The 15,483-nt window shown below is 67.5% G+C and carries 18 protein-coding genes; 5 read left to right on the forward strand and 13 right to left on the reverse strand.

Translation table 11 applies throughout. From position 1 onward, the window contains the following. Positions 1–21: 21 nt before the first annotated feature. Both LI337_RS06820 and LI337_RS06825 read left to right on the forward strand, forming a co-directional pair. Positions 22–396, forward strand: a complete 375-nt coding sequence (locus LI337_RS06820) for a winged helix-turn-helix domain-containing protein (RefSeq protein ID WP_227229056.1) — start codon at positions 22–24, stop codon at positions 394–396. Continuing rightward, a complete protein-coding gene (locus tag LI337_RS06825; RefSeq protein WP_227229057.1) occupies positions 396–689 on the forward strand; it encodes a DUF7521 family protein in 294 nt (97 codons plus the stop codon). Before LI337_RS06820 ends, LI337_RS06825 begins: the two co-directional genes overlap by 1 nt. Before the next feature lie 651 nt (positions 690–1,340). Here LI337_RS06825 and LI337_RS06830 read toward each other — a convergent pair. From LI337_RS06830 to LI337_RS06870, 9 genes are all read right to left on the reverse strand, one after another. Further along, on the reverse strand, positions 1,341–1,751 hold the full coding sequence (locus LI337_RS06830) for an acyl-CoA thioesterase (RefSeq protein WP_227229058.1): 411 nt from the start codon (positions 1,749–1,751) through the stop codon (positions 1,341–1,343). A 74-nt stretch (positions 1,752–1,825) separates the two neighbouring features. After that, positions 1,826–2,911 carry a 3-oxoacyl-ACP synthase gene (locus LI337_RS06835; protein WP_227229059.1) on the reverse strand — a complete coding sequence of 362 codons (1,086 nt, stop codon included), beginning with the start codon at positions 2,909–2,911 and terminating at the stop codon, positions 1,826–1,828. Further along, entirely contained in the window at positions 2,908–4,068 is a 1,161-nt protein-coding gene (locus tag LI337_RS06840; protein WP_227229433.1) for a branched-chain amino acid ABC transporter permease, read from the reverse strand. The genes LI337_RS06835 and LI337_RS06840 overlap by 4 nt, the downstream gene beginning before the upstream one ends. A gap of 247 nt (positions 4,069–4,315) precedes the next feature. Continuing rightward, a complete protein-coding gene (locus LI337_RS06845; protein WP_227229060.1) occupies positions 4,316–5,395 on the reverse strand; it encodes a branched-chain amino acid ABC transporter permease in 1,080 nt (359 codons plus the stop codon). Continuing rightward, the gene (locus LI337_RS06850; RefSeq protein WP_227229061.1) at positions 5,392–6,090 is read right to left on the reverse strand and encodes an ABC transporter ATP-binding protein; all 699 of its coding nucleotides are present in this window, start codon (positions 6,088–6,090) and stop codon (positions 5,392–5,394) included. The genes LI337_RS06845 and LI337_RS06850 overlap by 4 nt, the downstream gene beginning before the upstream one ends. After that, positions 6,087–6,911, reverse strand: a complete 825-nt coding sequence (locus LI337_RS06855; RefSeq protein WP_227229062.1) for an ABC transporter ATP-binding protein — start codon at positions 6,909–6,911, stop codon at positions 6,087–6,089. Before LI337_RS06855 ends, LI337_RS06850 begins: the two co-directional genes overlap by 4 nt. Before the next feature lies 1 nt (position 6,912). Further along, on the reverse strand, positions 6,913–8,337 hold the full coding sequence (locus LI337_RS06860) for an ABC transporter substrate-binding protein (protein WP_227229063.1): 1,425 nt from the start codon (positions 8,335–8,337) through the stop codon (positions 6,913–6,915). A gap of 117 nt (positions 8,338–8,454) precedes the next feature. Continuing rightward, entirely contained in the window at positions 8,455–9,156 is a 702-nt protein-coding gene (locus tag LI337_RS06865; RefSeq protein WP_227229064.1) for a helix-turn-helix domain-containing protein, read from the reverse strand. Positions 9,157–9,260: 104 nt separating this feature from the next. After that, positions 9,261–9,653, reverse strand: coding sequence for an SHOCT domain-containing protein (locus LI337_RS06870; RefSeq protein WP_227229065.1), 393 nt, complete (start codon positions 9,651–9,653; stop codon positions 9,261–9,263). An 85-nt stretch (positions 9,654–9,738) separates the two neighbouring features. On the opposite strand from LI337_RS06870, the gene LI337_RS06875 reads away from it, so the two are divergent. Further along, complete coding sequence (locus LI337_RS06875; protein ID WP_227229066.1) at positions 9,739–10,188, forward strand: DUF5804 family protein; 450 nt, start codon at positions 9,739–9,741, stop codon at positions 10,186–10,188. Between the two features lie 112 nt (positions 10,189–10,300). Further along, positions 10,301–11,149 (forward strand): eIF2B alpha/beta/delta subunit family protein, encoded by an 849-nt coding sequence (locus LI337_RS06880; protein WP_227229067.1) that lies wholly within the window; start codon positions 10,301–10,303, stop codon positions 11,147–11,149. Between the two features lie 35 nt (positions 11,150–11,184). Here the strand turns inward: LI337_RS06880 and LI337_RS06885 are convergent, their stop codons facing one another. Both LI337_RS06885 and LI337_RS06890 read right to left on the reverse strand, forming a co-directional pair. Beyond that, a complete protein-coding gene (locus LI337_RS06885) occupies positions 11,185–11,496 on the reverse strand; it encodes a nucleoside triphosphate pyrophosphohydrolase (RefSeq protein WP_227229068.1) in 312 nt (103 codons plus the stop codon). Between the two features lie 41 nt (positions 11,497–11,537). Next, a complete protein-coding gene (locus LI337_RS06890; RefSeq protein ID WP_227229069.1) occupies positions 11,538–12,650 on the reverse strand; it encodes a Gfo/Idh/MocA family protein in 1,113 nt (370 codons plus the stop codon). A 134-nt stretch (positions 12,651–12,784) separates the two neighbouring features. Here LI337_RS06890 and LI337_RS06895 point away from each other — a divergent pair, with 134 nt between their 5' ends. Beyond that, the gene (locus LI337_RS06895; protein WP_264474969.1) at positions 12,785–13,528 is read left to right on the forward strand and encodes a potassium channel family protein; all 744 of its coding nucleotides are present in this window, start codon (positions 12,785–12,787) and stop codon (positions 13,526–13,528) included. A 63-nt stretch (positions 13,529–13,591) separates the two neighbouring features. Here LI337_RS06895 and LI337_RS06900 read toward each other — a convergent pair whose 3' ends face one another. Both LI337_RS06900 and LI337_RS06905 read right to left on the reverse strand, forming a co-directional pair. Continuing rightward, on the reverse strand, positions 13,592–14,560 hold the full coding sequence (locus tag LI337_RS06900; RefSeq protein ID WP_227229071.1) for a sugar phosphate isomerase/epimerase family protein: 969 nt from the start codon (positions 14,558–14,560) through the stop codon (positions 13,592–13,594). Positions 14,561–14,667: 107 nt separating this feature from the next. Then, entirely contained in the window at positions 14,668–15,426 is a 759-nt protein-coding gene (locus tag LI337_RS06905) for a geranylgeranylglyceryl/heptaprenylglyceryl phosphate synthase (RefSeq protein WP_227229072.1), read from the reverse strand. Positions 15,427–15,483: the final 57 nt, after the last annotated feature.

Raw genomic sequence — 15,483 nt, forward strand, 5'->3', positions numbered from 1 at the left:
GGCGACGGGAATGACCCGGTAATGGTGCGCGACCCGCGTGCGCGGGACGAACTCGACCCCGAGGTCGTCCTCGACGCGCTCGACGACGCGGACGCACGATCCATCATCAGAGCGTTAGACGAACCCATGACCGCAAGTGAACTCTCGGATGCCTGTGACATCCCGTTGTCCACGACGTACCGAAAACTGGACCTGCTGACCGAGGCGTCGCTCCTCTTGGAAGGGACGGAAGTCCGGTCGGACGGCCACCACACGACTCGGTACGAGGTGGCCTTCGAGGAGGTGCGGATCGCACTCGACGAGGAACGTCGCTTCGAGATCGCGGTCGAACAGCGCGACCGGAGCGCCGAGGAACGGCTCGCGGACATGTGGTCGCAAGTGAGGAGGGAGACCTGATGGGACACACGGCAGCCTCGGCGACGGTCAGCACCGCGATCATCATCGTCAAGACGATCATCCTCGTCCTCGGCGGCCTGATCACCTACTTCAGTCTGAAGGCCTACCGCCGGACCGACGCCCGGCCGCTCGGCCTGCTCTCGCTCGGGTTCGGGATCATCACCTTCGGCGCGGCGGTCGCCGGCGCGATACACATGTTTCTGGACATCACCCTCGCAGAGGGTGTGCTGGTGGACGCCGTCGTGACGATGCTCGGGCTGATGGTGATCACGTACTCGCTGTACGCTCGGTAGGACGCTGTCGATGTTGGGTCGCGGTTTCTGGCGGTGCGTTCTCCGGTGACTGCCGGGTTCGTGGGCTCTAGCAACTGGTCGAGGAGTGTGACGACACCCCGGATCGTGGACTGCGACAGCACTCGGACCGCGACTCAGAACACGACAGCACCCGCGACCGCGACAGCACCACACCTCGTCCTCCCCAGCCTCGAGGACCTCTCCGCACCACCCGGTCCCCTCCCTCGCGCGCGTCGGGCGCGCGCCGGGTCGTGAGTGAAATCCCACGCCACAGTCGTCACCCGATCACGCTTCGACAACCGGAACCCACACGGGACGCGATCTGCCGACGCCCGGAACCGGGCAGTGTCCGAGCGAGACCGGAGGTCTCGCCAGCAGTCGGCGCGGCGCGCCGACGACAGAGCGAGAGCGAAACTCTCGCCAGCAACCGGCGTGGAGCACCGGTGACGAAGGCTCCTCAGAGCGTACCGCTGACAGTGGTCGAGACGCCGGGGGCTTTCACCCCTCGTCTTCCGCAACCGATCCGACCGAGGTGTCTGCAACTGATCCCACCAAGTTCACGTCACCAACCGAGTCCACCGAGTCCTCCACGACAGCGTACCCAACCCTCTCACACTCATCTCCACCGGACTCAGCCGACCACCAGCCCCGTCACCGATCCTCGACGATCTCGGCTTCGAACTCCCGAACGCGTTCCCGCCACGCCTCGGGCACGCGCGTCGGCGTCCCGTCTTCACCCAGCACCACCTGCGTCGTCTCGCAGGTCGCCGCCACCTCGCCGTCCGCCAGCACCTCGGAGGCCATGATAAAACTCGACCCCCCGACCTCGGCGACGCGAACGCGCACCGTCACCGACTGCCCCTGCGTGATCGGGCGCTCGTAGTCCAGTTCGAGGTGTGCGAGCACCATGTTCAGTGCGTCGAGGTCCATCTCGAACACGTCGTCGAAGTAGTCCATCCGCGCCTGCTCACAGTAACTCGCGTACACCGCGTTGTTGACGTGGCCCATCGGGTCCAGATCGCGGTAGCGCGTCGGGATCTGCGTCTCGTACCGGAAGGTCATACGCCGAGGTGTCCGGGGAGCGCGCTAAAGCCTGCGATTCCGGGAGCAGAAGAGGTCGGATCCTGCGTCACCCGTCAGCCCTGCCACTCGATCACGGTCGCGGCCCACGTGTAGCCGGTCCCGGCCGCGAGAAACAGCACCAGATCGCCCGACTCGACGCGACCGAGGTCTCTCCCCCGATCCAGCGCGAGCGTCTGGTCGGCACTCTGGACGTGGCCGAACTCGTCGAGGTAGTAGCCGCCCGACTCGCCGAGACCGAGTTCCGAGAGCAGGTAGTCGTGGAACGACCGCTTCATGTGCGTCAGCGCGACGAAGTCCAGGTCGGCGCGGTCGTAGCCCGACTTCGCCAACGCCTCGTCGGCGACCGACAGGAAGGCGGGCGCGCTCACGTCCGCGAGTCGCTCCTTCATGTCGTCCGGGTCCGGCACGTCCAGCGTGTGGCCGCCGGCCTCGACCGTCTCGTGGCTCGCCGGGCGTTTCGACCCGCCGGCGGGCATCACCACGTCCAGCGAGAAACTGCCGTCCGTGACGGCCGCCGACTCGCGGACGCGGCCCCTGCTTCGCTCTTCTCTCGGGTCGGCTTCCAGCACCAGCGCCGACCCGCCGGAGCCGAAGTTGAACATGAACGAGGCGTCCTCGTTCGCGTAGTCCACCAGGTCCTCCTCCCTGCTGGCGGTCACGAGCAGCGCGTTCTCGACATCGGCGACGCGCAGTTGTGCGGCGGTGTGCCGGATCGCGATCGGTGCGCCGGCACAGAGCGCGTAGCTCTCGTGTGCGTAGGCGTCCTCGGCACCCAACCGTTCCGCGACGTTCGCGGCGGCGCTCCACACCACGTGGTCTTTGAACTCGCTGCCGTGAAAGAGCACGAGATCCAGATCGGTCGCAGCGAGTCCGGCGTCGGCCAGTGCCCGCCGACCGGCCCGGACCGACATGTCGGTCACGTGGTCGTCGTCGCCGGCGACGCGCTTCTCGCGGACACCCATCTTCTCGACGACGACGTCCTCGGGGATGCCGCTCGCCTCGGCGATCGCCGACCCGGTGACGATCTCCTCCGGCACGTCCACGCCGTAGCCGGTGATCGCCACCTCGCGGCCGAGCGTCTCGGTCGAACCGGCGATCGCGTCCCGGTCGTCGGTGGCGTCCGCGTCCGACTCATTCATCGCAGATACCTCCGCAGGTGCGCCGGCAGGTGTTTGCCGACCGGCCCGCCGACGCGCTGGCGGACCGTCCCCAGCAACCCGTCGGGGACGAACAGCACGAACAGCACGAAGACGATACCGACGTACAGTGCGGCGTGGCCGTTCAGGAACGTCTCGATGGTCCCGCCGACGGTCAGTCCGTTGTAGAGTTCTGTCGCCAGCACGCCCTCGCCGAGCGTGTCGCGGAGCCACGGCAGGAGGCCGCCCCCCTCGCCGGACTTCGAGAGGAACTCCCGGACCGACTCGTCGAACAGGCGTCCGAACAGTGGCCCGGCCAGCGTCCCGAAGCCGCCGATGATCGACGCGAGCAGGGCGTCACCGGCCACGAGGAAGTAGAAGGTCCCCTCGGGCGCGACGGACCGCTTGAAGCCGGCCAGCAGGCCGCCAGCGACCCCCGCGAAGAAGGCGCTGATGGCGAACGCGCCGAGTTTGTAGCGGAAGGTGTTGTAGCCGACCGCCTTCGCGCGCTCCTCGTTCTCCCGGATGGCGATCATGACGCGCCCGAACGGCGAGTGGATGATCCTCTGCATGGCGAAGTAGCAGACCAACACGACGAGGCCGACCATGTAGTAGGAGACGCCGGTGCCGGTGAACTCGACGAAGCCGAGTGCCACCGAGTCGCCCGCCAGTCGGCCGATTGCGAGGTTCAGCGCGTCCACACCCGGTACCCCGACCTCGAAGCCCGAGACGCCGCCGGGCACCGCCACGCCGTCACGCGGGTTCGAGCCGACGTAGTCCCAGTCGCGGACGAAGACGTACAGCACCTGCGAGAAGCCGAGCGTGATCATGGCGAAGTAGACGCCCGTCAGTCGGAACGACACCGCGCCGATCAGCACGGCGAGCACCGCCGCGAGCAACCCCGCGACGAGCAACAGGAGCATGAACGGTGTCTCGGGGCCGACCAGCGGGACCTTCCCGTTCGCGGCCAGCACGACCGCGTAGGCCCCCGCGCCGTAGAACGCGGCGTGGCCGAAGGAGAGGTAGCCGGTGTACCCCGAGATGAAGTCGAACGACATGGCGAACAGGGCGAAGTAGAACACCGTCACCATCGTCGTCACCTGCGGGAGGATGGCGGTCATCTCCGCGCCGACCGGCGAGTTCACCAGCACGTCGTAGATGCCGGGGTAGGCCGCGAGGAGGACGACGACCGCGACGTGGACGAGGTGGTCCTGCAGGTACTGGACCGGCCACGAGAAATCGGTCTCGTCGGCAGTGTCCGCTGTCGTCTCGTCGGCCGACGACTCGGTGACGCCGCCGTCGGTGACGGCCTCGGTCGACGTGTCGTCCGCGTCGATTTCGACAGAGGACTCGGTGGTCTCGACAGACTGCTCCTCGGTCTCGTCGTGGGGTGCCGACTCGTCGGAGCTAATGGCCCCCCACCTCCTCGACGCCGAAGATACCCTGTGGCTTCACGATCAGCATCAGCACGAGGATCAGGAAGATGGTCATCTGCGGCAGACCGGTGAAGTTCACCGCGTTCTGGAACCACCACGTCATCGAGGCGTCGACCAGTCCGACGAGCAGGCCGGCGACGACCGTCCCCCGGAAGGTGCCGAGGCCGCCGACGATGACGACGACGAACGCCGGGAGCAGGGTCTCGGCGGCCAGCGGGACCGACGCGCCCCAGCGCGGGTCCCACATCAGGAAGACGCCCGCGATGCCGGCGATGCCGGCCCCGAGTGCGAAGACGACGGTGAAGGTCCGGCGCACGTCGATGCCGAGCGCCTGTGCCATCTCGGTGTCCTCGCTCCCGGCCCGGATGTAGAGGCCGTAGCGCGTCTGCGTCAGGAAGCCGTAGATGCCCGCGACCGTGACGACGCCCGCGAGAATCTGGAAGCCGGCCAGCCCCGAGGCGTTGATCGGGCCGAGCGGGAGCGACTGGGTGAGGATCGCGGGCTTCGTCGCCAGCGCGGCCTGCCAGTCCGAGATGGGTTGCAGTCCGTAGAAGGCGACGACGATGCGGGCCAGTTCGTCCAGCGTCAGCGTGACGCCGAAGGTCAGCAGGATCTGGTAGATCGGCGGCCGGTCGTACAGCCGCCGGATCAGCCCGACCTCCAGCACGCCGCCGAGTGCGATCAACAGTCCGAAGACGACCACGATGGCGACGAAGAACAGCGCGAGGCGACCGAGCGACCCCGTCGCGCTCCCGACGAGCAGGACCATCACCAGTCCACCGAGGTACGCACCGATCATCGTCAGCGAGCCGTGCGCGAAGTTCAACACGCCCATCAGTCCGAAGATCAGCGTCAGTCCAGCCGCCAGCATGATGTAGAGGGCGGCCTTCGCCAGGCCGTTGACGACCACCGACGCCAGCGTCTCGGGCGCGAGGAAGTCCACGAGCGCCTCGAAGAAGCCGACGAGGGGGACGGTCGCGTCGAGGGCAGTCGCCGACGCGAGCGTGATCGGTTCGAACAGTGTGGTGAGTAGGAGTGCGGTGAGCGTCATGCGGAGAGATACCTCCTGAGTCGGTCGTCGTCGGCGGACACGTCGGCCGTCGCGCCGGAGTCCACGACGCGACCCTTGTCGACGACGTAGAACCGATCCGCCAGATCGAGTGCCAGCGGCAGGTTCTGCTCGACGAGGAGCAGTGTCGTGTGTTCGGCCGCAGATTCGAGTGCGTCGGCGACCGCCTCGACGATCAGCGGTGCGAGTCCCTCGGAGGGTTCGTCCACGAGGAGCAGGTCGTTGTCGCCGACCAGTCCGCGTGCGATGGCGAGCATCTGCTGTTGCCCGCCGGAGAGGTTCCCGGCGTCACGGGTCCGGTGATCCCGGAGGTCCGGGAACGTCTCGAACGCCAGTCGGAGTCCGTCGCCGATCGACTCGCCGTCCGGCACCGACACCCGGATGTTCTCTTCCACCGACAGCTGTGCGAAGATGCGCCGGTCCTCGGGGATCCAGCCGACCCCCATGTCGGCCACCTCGTGGGTGTCTTTCCCCACCAACTCCTCGCCGCGATACCGGATCGACCCCGAACGCGGCGGCGTCAACTGGAGGATACTCCGGAGGGTCGTCGTCTTCCCGACGCCGTTCCGACCGATCAGCGCGACGACTTCGCCCTCGTTCACGTCGAGGTCGACGCCTTCGAGGATGTGACTCTCGCCGTAGTACGTCTGCACGTCCTCGACTTCGAGGAGGCTCATACGGTGCCTCCCTCGCCGGTCGAGTCCGACGCTTCGCTGTCGTTCGCCTCACTCGTCTCGCTCGATCCACCCGACTCGTACCCGCCGAGGTAGGCGCGTTGGACGCGGTCGTCGCCGCGCACGTCCTCGGGGTCGCCGTCGGCGATGACCGCGCCCTGGTTCAAGACGACGACGCGGTCGGAGACGTTCATCACGATGTCCATGTTGTGTTCGACGAGCAGAACCGCGTGGTCGGTCGCCACGTCCTCGATCAGGTCGATGATGTCCCCGACCGACTCCGAGGAGACGCCGGCGTTCGGTTCGTCCAAGAGGAGGACGTCGGGGTCACCCGCCAGCGCGATGCCGACCTCGAGTTGGCGTTTCGCACCGTGGCTCAGGGTGCCGGCGACCGTCTCGCGTTCGTCGGCGAGACCCACCCGATCCAGTATCGCGTCGGCCTCCGCGACGTGTTCCTCGAAGTGGCCGACGTTCCGCCAGACGTTCGTCGCGTCGTCGCTGGCCGCTTGTGCCGCGATCCGGACGTTCTCCAGCACGGTGCTGGTCGGGAAGATATTCGTGATCTGGTACGACCGGTGGATGCCGAGGCTGGCCGTCTCGTGTGGCGTCGCGTCGGTCACGTCCCGCCAGCCGTCGCCGTCGCGGAGTTCGATGGTGCCCTCGCTCGGCGTGAGCGCGCCGGTCAGCAGGTTGAAGAACGTCGTCTTCCCCGCGCCGTTCGGCCCGATGAGCGAGCAGAGTTCGTCCGCTGGCAACTCGAAGTCCACGTCGTCCACGGCGGTCAGTCCGCCGAACTGCTTCGTCAGTCCCTGCGTGCGGAGCATCCTACAGGGAGCAGTCCATCTCGTCGCTGTCGGCCGGGATGGTCGTGCCGTCCTTCCCGATCCGGGCGACCGGTTCACTCGGCATGATCGCCGCGCCCCAGTTCTCGCCGGCCTCGTCCGTGGTCGGGATCGGATCGGCGACCGTCATGGCAGAGCGAGCCTGGTTGTTGTACCCCTGGAACGTGTAGCCGTTCTCGCCCTTCGGCGTGTCGGTGACGGTCATCCCGCGCAGTTCGGCGGCGATGTCGGCTCCCTCGGTGGAGCCGCCGGCCTCGACGGCCTGCACGATGGCGGAGGCGGCGGTGAAGGTGCCCGCCGAGAACAGGTCGGGCCACTTGCCGTAGGCGTTCGCGTAGCTCTCGACGAACGCGTTGTTGATCTCGTTGTCGTACTGGTTCCAGTGGTACCGCGTCGTGAACGGGCCGAACTTCTGCTCTTGGATCTTCTCCTCGGTCAGCGGCGTCCCCAGCACCTTCTGGAGCGTCTGACCGACGATCGAGGTCGTGATCTCGGTGGCGAACCCGCCGAACACGCGGTAGTCGTAGTCGCCGTTCAGATAGCTGGTGAAGAGTGCCGGGAGCGTGGCGACCGTGAAGCCGCCGACGATGCCCTCAGCGCCCGCGTCGGTCGCGTTCTGGAGCAGGCCGTCCCACTCGGTGTACCCCTGCGGGACGAACTTCTTGCCGACGATCTCGACGCCCTCGTTCTCCAACACTGCTTCGTAGTTGTTGACGACCGCGCGGCCGAAGGAGTAGTCCGCGCCGAAGAGGTAGACCGAACTCACGTCGGTCTCCTGTGCGACGTACTTCCCGCCGGAGCGGGCGTCCATCGCGGTGTTCTCGCTCGCGCGGAACACGAGGTCGTTACACGTCTCGCTGTTCGAGGTGATGTCCGCAGACGCCGCCGGCCCCGCCATGTACGGGACGCCGGCCTGCGAGACGACCGTGTCGATGACACGGGTCGCCGCCCCGGAGGAGGCACAGCCGAACAGCATGTCGACCTCCTCGTTCTGCACGAGGTCGGTGGCGAGTTGCTGTGAGGTGTCGGCGCTGAACGCCGAGTCCCTGACGTACAGTTCGTAGTCCACGTCGCCGACGGTGACCGTCCGGGTCCCGGAGGTGGTGTCGGTGATCGGGTCGCCGCCGTTCTTGTAGGCGAAGCCGGAGAAGAAGCCCCACAGCGCCTGCTGGCCGTAGTACTGCAGGTCGCCGGAGGTCGGCTGGAGGACGCCGATCTTCACCGTGCCCGACGCGCCGCCGTCGCCCGAAGTCGTCGTGTCCGTCATGTCGCTGTCGTCGCTATCGTCCGTGCTACCCGGCGTCGCCGTCTCGTTTCCGTCGCCGCCTGTACATCCCGCCATCCCGACGATGCCCGCACTGCCGAGTACCGCGAGTGCTTCGCGGCGTGTTGTGAGTCCATCCCGCATACCTCAGACGGTGCGAAGAGACCGGCAAAAGCTGACGGGTTAACATGTGAACCAGTCGCGACGTACGGCGCGTTCACGGACCGCCTCGTCCGGCCGGCGTCGGTCGATTCCGGCACGTCAATCGAGGTCGTCGAGCGCCTGCACGACGCGTTCGATCATCTTCCGTTGCCCGCGCCGGAGGTTCTTCGAGACCGCCGGCTTCGACACGTCGAACTCGTCGGCCAAGGTGCCGAGTGTCGCCGACCGTGGACTCTTGAAGTAGCCGTCCTGGACTGCGGTCTCCAGCGTCTTGCGCTCCACGTCCGAGAGGTCCCGACAGCCCTCGACGAGCGTCATCGCCGCGCCCGCGTTCCGGACGAAGTCCTGCAGTTCCGGCAGGTCGGGTTCGTCGCGCTCTACCACGTCGAACTCGTGGTCCCGGTCGAGTTTCGAGAGCGTCCCGTCGGCCTCTCCCCGGTCGTCGAAGCCGACGTGCCACAGTTCGCTGCCGGACTCGATGTAGAATGGACCGGTGATGTAGCCGCCGCCGTCGCGGATCAGTTGCATCGCCTCGGTCTGTTCGATCTCGGTCCGGACGTGTCCGACGTGTTCGCGCTTCGAGAGCAGGTCGTAGTCGGCCATGTTGTCGTGGTCGCGGAGCACCGACAGGCCGTTGTCGAGCGCCTCCCGGTCGGCCCCCTCGACGATCATCCGGGTCTCCAGTCGCTCGACCGAGGGGTCGAACTCCCAGTGGACCGCCGAGAACGCGACCGACTCGCGCTCGGTCGCGTCGATGAACGGGCAGTCGTACTGCTCCATGTCCATCGTGATGTCGATCATGGCCTCTCCCCTCATGGTTCCTCACGAACATTAAAAGCCTTTCTCACCGTCACCGGACAGGTTCTGCGAGTCGGTTGCAGGGTCGGCGCGTCCGCTCCGACAACTCACTGCTCTCGGACGAGTTCGCGCAGTTGCGTCTCGTCGAGGTCGTCGATGGCGAGCAGTCGGTCGAGTTTGCGCTCGAAGTCGTCCTCGTCCAGTTCGCCCTCGGCGTACCGGCGTTTCAGCGTCTCCACGGGGTCGGCAGTCTCGGCGGGCCGATCCGACGCACGTTCGTCGGTCCGCGCGGAGTCCGACTCGTCGTTCCCGCGATCCAAGATGCGCGAGAGAAAGTCGTCCTCGAACAGTTCGACGAACGTGATCCAGACGAGAAAGTAGCCGATCCAGAAGAGGAGCGTCGGCCCGGTGAGCACACCCGCGACGCCGACCGCCGTCAGTCCGACCACGAGCAGGTGGGCGAGTTTCGTCTCGATCAGATACTCGGGGTCGACAGCCATGCCCGCCAGACGACGCCCGAGGAGATAAACACACACCACCTGCCGGACCACAATCGCTTTACCCGACCCGTGTCACCCTCACAGCGTGACGCGGGTCTGTCTCGTCGGGAAGGACGACGTGAACCTCCGGTACGAACTGCTCTCGCGGGAGACCGCCCGAGACGCACTCGTCACCTACGACCTGTGGGAACCCTACGAGAACAGCATCGCCCTGGAGACGGTCAGCGTCGGCGCGGCGGTGTCGCTGTTGAACGACCTGAACTGGTATCTCGTCCGGTTCGTCGCCGACGCGCTCGTGCTGGAACCGTCGATCAGCGAGACGGAGTGGCTCTCCCGGAAGCTTGCCACGCAGGTCCGGAACGACGCGGTCGCACCCGACGAGACCGACCAGTACCTCCAGGTGTTCGGCGTCGCCGACGGGAAACTGGTCGAGCCGATGTTCGTGACGCGCGTGGACGGGGAGATTCCGAGCTACGACCTGCGGGACGTCGACGAGACGGTCGTCGTCCGCGTGACGAGCGAGGAGTTCGCGTAGACTGGACGAGGAGTTCGCGTGAGCCGCGCCGACCGTCCGCATCGACACCGGCACCGGCGCGAGCGGGAGCGCTTCCCGGAAGGTCTTTGCTGTGACCCTCGTAGGGTGGGGTATGATCGACGAGACGGTCGAGGAGATCCGGGCCATGCAGAGCCACAGTTCCTCCGTCGTCGCGGTCAAGGCGACCCGCGCGCTGCGGGAGTTGCTCGACCGGGAGTTCACGAGCGTCGAGGCCTACGAGCGCACGCTCGAACACAACGCCGGCGCGCTCCGCCGCGCGAACCCCTCACACGCCTCGCTCCACAACGCGATGCGCGGCGTGCTGGACGCGGTGGTCGGCGAGACCGGGAGCGTCGACGACGCGAAGGAGGCGACCGCGCGCGCCATCGACGAGGTCGTGGAGGACATCGAGGCCGGCAAGCACCGCGCGGCGGTCCACGCCGCCGAGACGTTCTCCGACGGGGAGACGTTCCTGACGCACGACTACTCCTCGACGGTGATGGAGGCCGTCAGGACCGCCTGCGCCGAAGGAGCGGAGTTGACGGCGTACTGCACCGAGGCGCGCCCACGCTACCTCGGCCGGAAGTCGGCCCGCGAGATGGCACAGGTCGAGGGACTGGAGACGCACCTGATGGTCGACGGCGCGGCCGGCATCCACCTCTCGGAGGTCGACCGCGTAGTGCTGGGGATGACCTGCATCGTCAACGAGCGCTACTACAACCGGGTCGGGACGTTCCCCATCGTCGCCGCCGCCCAGCACGAGGGCGTCCCGGTGACGGTCGTCGGGTCCGGCGCGAAGATCATCGAGGACGGCTTCCAGTTCGAGAACGAGTACCGGTCGCCGATCGAGGTGCTGCTCGAACCGGCGGAGGGCTTCGAGATCGAGAACCCCGCCTACGACGAGACGCCGGTCGACCTCATCGACCGCGTGATCACGGATCAGGGCGTCCGAACGTACTGAGGTCGAGACGTCACCGCCCGGCCGACGGGCACCTGTCACTCGACCCGCTTCAGCACGACACCGTCGTCGAAGCCGCCACGCTCCGCGCGTTTCTCCCGCCGCATCGCCTCCAGTTCCCCGGGACTCACGTCGTCGAGCGCCGCGAGCGCGTTGACGACCGCCAGCACGTCGGCCAGTTCCGCGACTCGCCCCGACTCGTGGTACTCGGCGACCTCCTCGTCCAGTTGGTCGTGGAGTCGTTCCCGGTACGCCTCGCCCGCGACCGTCTCGGTGGCGGGCACCTCGTCGTCGGCACGGATCAGTTCCGGGATGCGGTCCCGGACGAGTTTGTCGTCCTCCTCGACCATCGTCGGCCCAGTCGACTGGCGCGCTGAAGAGTTCGGGGTCGCTACCGCACCGACACCCACTCGCCCGACTCGTCACTGCGCTCGATTGCGTCCAGCACCTCCTGCACGGCGTAGGCGTCCGCGAACGAGGGCGAGAACTCGTCGCCGGACGCCACGGCAGACAGGAACTCGTAGTTCTCGTGGACGAAGGTGTGTTCCCAACCGAGGACGTGGCCCGGCGGCCACCACGCCTCGACGTAGGGGTCGGACTCGTCGGTCACGAGCACCGTCTCGTAGCCCCGCGCGTCGCCGGTCATCACCTCAAGTTCGTTCAGTCGTTCGAGGGAGAACCGCAGGCTCCCGTCTGTCCCGTGAACTGTCACGGAGTGGTCGTTCTTGTGGCCGGGGGTGACACGGGACGCCTCGAAGGTCGCCATCGCGCCACTCTCGAACTCGGCCTGTGCGGTGTAGGCGTCGTCCACCGTCACCGGGCGCGTCTCGTCGCTCCCCTCCACCGGACGTTCCTCGGTGAACGTCTGGAGGTGCCCCGAGATGCGGTCGACGCCGCCCGCCTGCTCCCCGACGAGGAACCGTGCCAGATCGACCGAGTGCGCACCGAGGTCACCGAGCGCACCCGATCCGGCCATCTCGGCGTCGTTGCGCCACGACCACGGCGCGTCGGGGTCGACGAGCCAGTCCTGCAGGTAGCGCGCGCGAATCTGTCGAATCTCGCCGATCTTCCCGTCGTCGATCAACCCCTTCGCGTAGCGCAGCGCGGGGACGAACCGGTAGTTGAACGCACAGGCCGCCAGCGCGTCGCTGGATTCTGCGGCGTCACGCATCCGCACCGCGTCGGCGAGCGTCGGCGCGAGCGGTTTCTCACAGAGGACCGGCACGCCGGCCTCCAGCGCGGCGATAGACGGTTCGGCGTGGACGTGGTTCGGGCCGAGGTTGTAGAAGGCGTCCACGTCGTCGATCACCTCGCGCCAGTCGGTCGCGGTGTGGGCGAAGCCGAGTCTGTCGGCCGCCGCCGCGAGTGCGTCCTCGTCCCGACCGATGAGGGTGTGCCGGCGCACGTCGGGCGCGTCCGGGAAGAACATCGGGAGTCGAGCGAGGGCGTTCGCGTGTGCCTTCCCCATGAACCGGTAGCCGAGAACCGCGACGTTCAGTGTCATGGCCGGGCGTTCTGTCGGCACCCGTTTAGCTGTTCTCACGGCGGCGCGGGACGTCCCGCCGATGGTGGACCGCCCTACTCGAATCTATGTGTAATGTTCACACGCACCGAGCTTTTCTTGTGTGTCCACGGCAACTGCATCGTGTGTCCGTCCGTCGCTCCCCTCTGGTCGAGCGTGCGACTCGCCCGGTCGCCGCCTTCGTGACGGTCGTCGTCGGTGGCGTCGTCGGCTTCGTGTCCCTCGGCGGCGTCGGGCCGATAGAGGCGGCCTTCTGGCTGGTCGACCCGGCCAGCATCGCCATCCACTACCAGAGTGCCGAGAACGGCCACGGCAAGACGGTGAAGGCCTTCGCAGTCGTCGTCTTCTCGGCGCTGGTGCTCGCCGGCGTCTGGATCGGCGAGACCGTGCTCTCGACGGCCTTCGGCGGCCGGATGCGGGAGGAACTCGAACGCGTGCAAACCCAACGAGCCATCGACGACGCCGAGGACCACGTGGTGATCTGCGGCTACGGCCTGTTCGGCCGCACCATCGCCGACCGCGTGACAGACGCGGGTCGGCAGGTCGTCGCGGTCGAGAACGACGCGGAGGTCTTCGAGCGGATGGAACCGAACGGCGTGCTCCCGGTCGAGGGCGACGCCCGGAACGAGGACGTGCTCCGGGACGCGGCGATCGACGACGCCACCGCGGTGGTCGCCGCCATCGACGACTCGAACGCCAACATCCAGATCGCCATCACCGCGAGCCAGATCGCCCCGGACGTCCACCTCGTCGTCCGGGTCGGCGACGAGGACTACACCTCGGTCGCCCGCCGGGCCGGCGCGGACGAGGTGGTGATCCCGGAGGTCTCCAGCGGCGAGGACGTGAGCGACTCGCTGTGACCCGGTGGACGCGGCGACCGCACCGAACGCCGGCCGCACCGAGTGGCGAGCGCCGACGACGCCTCACTCCGCCCAGTACGCCTCGCCGGGCGTCGTCTCGAAGACGGCCCGCGAGAGCAGTTCGACCGCCTTCTCTAACCCCTCGCGCGACGAGGTGAGCGAGTCTTCGTGTTCGATCGAGAGTGCGCCGTCGTAGCCGACCATCCGGAGCGTCGAGACCACGTCCTTCCAGTGTTCCTCGCCGTGGCCGTAGCCGACCGTCCGGAACAGCCACGAGCGCTCCGACTCCTCGGTGTAGGCGGTGGTGTCCAGCACGCCCTTGATCCGGGCGGTGGCGTCGTAGACGCGCGTGTCCTTCGCGTGGACGTGGTGGATGGCGTCACGCTTCCCGAGGAACCGGATCGCCGCCGGCACGTCGATCCCCTGCCAGTAGAGGTGCGAGGGGTCGAAGTTCGCGCCGATCCGGTCGTTCGTCTCCTCGCGCAAGAGTGCCATCCCGGTCGGTTCGTACACCAGCATGTTCGGGTGCATCTCGATGGCGATGTCGACAGCGTGGTCGTCCGCGAACTCGGCGAGATCGGACCAGTAGTCGACCGCGACCCCCCACTGGTACTCGTGGGCCTCGGCGTGCTCGCTCGGCCACGGCGCGGTGATCCAGTTCGGCACCTCGTCGTTCGGGCCACCTGCGGGAAGCCCCGAGAAGCAGGTGACGGTGTGGACACCGAGTTGGGCGGCGAGTCGGATCGCCTCCCGGAGTTCGGTGTCGGCCCGTTCCGCCCGGTCCTCGTCGGGGTGCAGCGGGTTGTTGTGGGTCGCCAGCGCGCTGATCCGGAGGCCGTGCTCGCCGAGCAGGTCCGCCAGGTCGGCCTGTGCGGGTTCGTCGTCGAGATACTGCTCGCGTGAGAGGTGGTCGTCGCCGGGGTAGCCACCACAGCCGAGTTCGACCGTGTCGACGCCGAGATCTGCGAGATACGACAGTGTGTCGTCGAGCGACTGGTCGCCGAGGGGAACGGTGAGTACGCCTACGTCCATGGTCGGGCGTTCGGCGCTCCCGCGAATAAAGGTTCAGGCGCGGGCGGCGAGGGCAGAGCAGAGATCGGAGGCATGTCAAGGGATCGTCGCCCGGAACCGTTCGGGCGTCAGGGGATCGTCACCCGGAACCGCTCGGGGTCGTCGTGGAAGCAGTCGCCGACGACGACCGCGTCGGCACCTGCGTCGAGAATCTCGTGGGTGCGTTCGGCGCTGTCGATCCCGCCGCCATACAGCAGAATCGTCTCGTCCAGATACCGGGCGGCGGCTTCCACGTCTTCGGGGCCGCCGTAGGTGCCGGAGTACTCCACGTAGAAGACCGGGAAGCCGTAGAACGATTCGGTTGCGAGCGCCGCGCCCGCGACCTGCTCCGTAGAGTAGGTCGTCTCGACACCGGAGACGCGGGCCGCCTTCGAGTCGAGATTCTGGATGACGTAGCCCTCGCCGACGATCTGTTCGGCGAGGTCGGCGACCACTTCCCGGCCACGGTCGGCGATCAGGCCGCCGACGACCGGGAGACTCGTGCCGAACGTCTCCTCGGGGCGACTGCCGACCTCGGTGAACAGGTCGAGATGTTTCTCGAAGAAGTGTTCGCTGTCGCCGTTGTAGACGGCCGGAATCGAGAGGTGATCGACGGCCTCGACCGTGTCGGAGGAGACGTGGCTCGGGTGGTACGGCTCCTGCCAGATCGGCACGTCGGTCGCCTCGCGGACGCGCTCGACCGCCCGGAGCGTGTTCTCGGCGGTCACGTCGTCGGAGCCGCCGACCATCACGAGGTCGGTCCCCCGGAGGATCGACAGGTCGCGTGGCAACGACTCGGCCGGATCGACCTTCGTCACGTGGTCGATGCGGTCCCAATCGAGATTCATCGTAGGCGTCAGTCCACGACTGCCACGAATAGATGCTCCGGTTCGCGGTCGTCGCGC

This window comes from Salinirubrum litoreum (assembly GCF_020567425.1).
Taxonomy (GTDB): Archaea; Halobacteriota; Halobacteria; order Halobacteriales; family Haloferacaceae; genus Salinirubrum; species Salinirubrum litoreum.

Bases quoted from the DNA above. Each gene is read 5' to 3' on its own strand.
- LI337_RS06855 (WP_227229062.1), bottom strand. From the start codon at position 6,911: ATGCTCCGCACGCAGGGACTGACGAAGCAGTTCGGCGGACTGACCGCC.
- LI337_RS06820 (WP_227229056.1), top strand. From the start codon at position 22: ATGGTGCGCGACCCGCGTGCGCGGGACGAACTCGACCCCGAGGTCGTC.
- LI337_RS06860 (WP_227229063.1), bottom strand. From the start codon at position 8,337: ATGCGGGATGGACTCACAACACGCCGCGAAGCACTCGCGGTACTCGGC.
- LI337_RS06850 (WP_227229061.1), bottom strand. From the start codon at position 6,090: ATGAGCCTCCTCGAAGTCGAGGACGTGCAGACGTACTACGGCGAGAGT.
- LI337_RS06830 (WP_227229058.1), bottom strand. From the start codon at position 1,751: ATGACCTTCCGGTACGAGACGCAGATCCCGACGCGCTACCGCGATCTG.
- LI337_RS06885 (WP_227229068.1), bottom strand. From the start codon at position 11,496: ATGGTCGAGGAGGACGACAAACTCGTCCGGGACCGCATCCCGGAACTG.
- LI337_RS06845 (WP_227229060.1), bottom strand. From the start codon at position 5,395: ATGACGCTCACCGCACTCCTACTCACCACACTGTTCGAACCGATCACG.
- LI337_RS06905 (WP_227229072.1), bottom strand. From the start codon at position 15,426: ATGAATCTCGATTGGGACCGCATCGACCACGTGACGAAGGTCGATCCG.
- LI337_RS06900 (WP_227229071.1), bottom strand. From the start codon at position 14,560: ATGGACGTAGGCGTACTCACCGTTCCCCTCGGCGACCAGTCGCTCGAC.
- LI337_RS06865 (WP_227229064.1), bottom strand. From the start codon at position 9,156: ATGATCGACATCACGATGGACATGGAGCAGTACGACTGCCCGTTCATC.
- LI337_RS06870 (WP_227229065.1), bottom strand. From the start codon at position 9,653: ATGGCTGTCGACCCCGAGTATCTGATCGAGACGAAACTCGCCCACCTG.
- LI337_RS06890 (WP_227229069.1), bottom strand. From the start codon at position 12,650: ATGACACTGAACGTCGCGGTTCTCGGCTACCGGTTCATGGGGAAGGCA.
- LI337_RS06825 (WP_227229057.1), top strand. From the start codon at position 396: ATGGGACACACGGCAGCCTCGGCGACGGTCAGCACCGCGATCATCATC.
- LI337_RS06880 (WP_227229067.1), top strand. From the start codon at position 10,301: ATGATCGACGAGACGGTCGAGGAGATCCGGGCCATGCAGAGCCACAGT.
- LI337_RS06835 (WP_227229059.1), bottom strand. From the start codon at position 2,911: ATGAATGAGTCGGACGCGGACGCCACCGACGACCGGGACGCGATCGCC.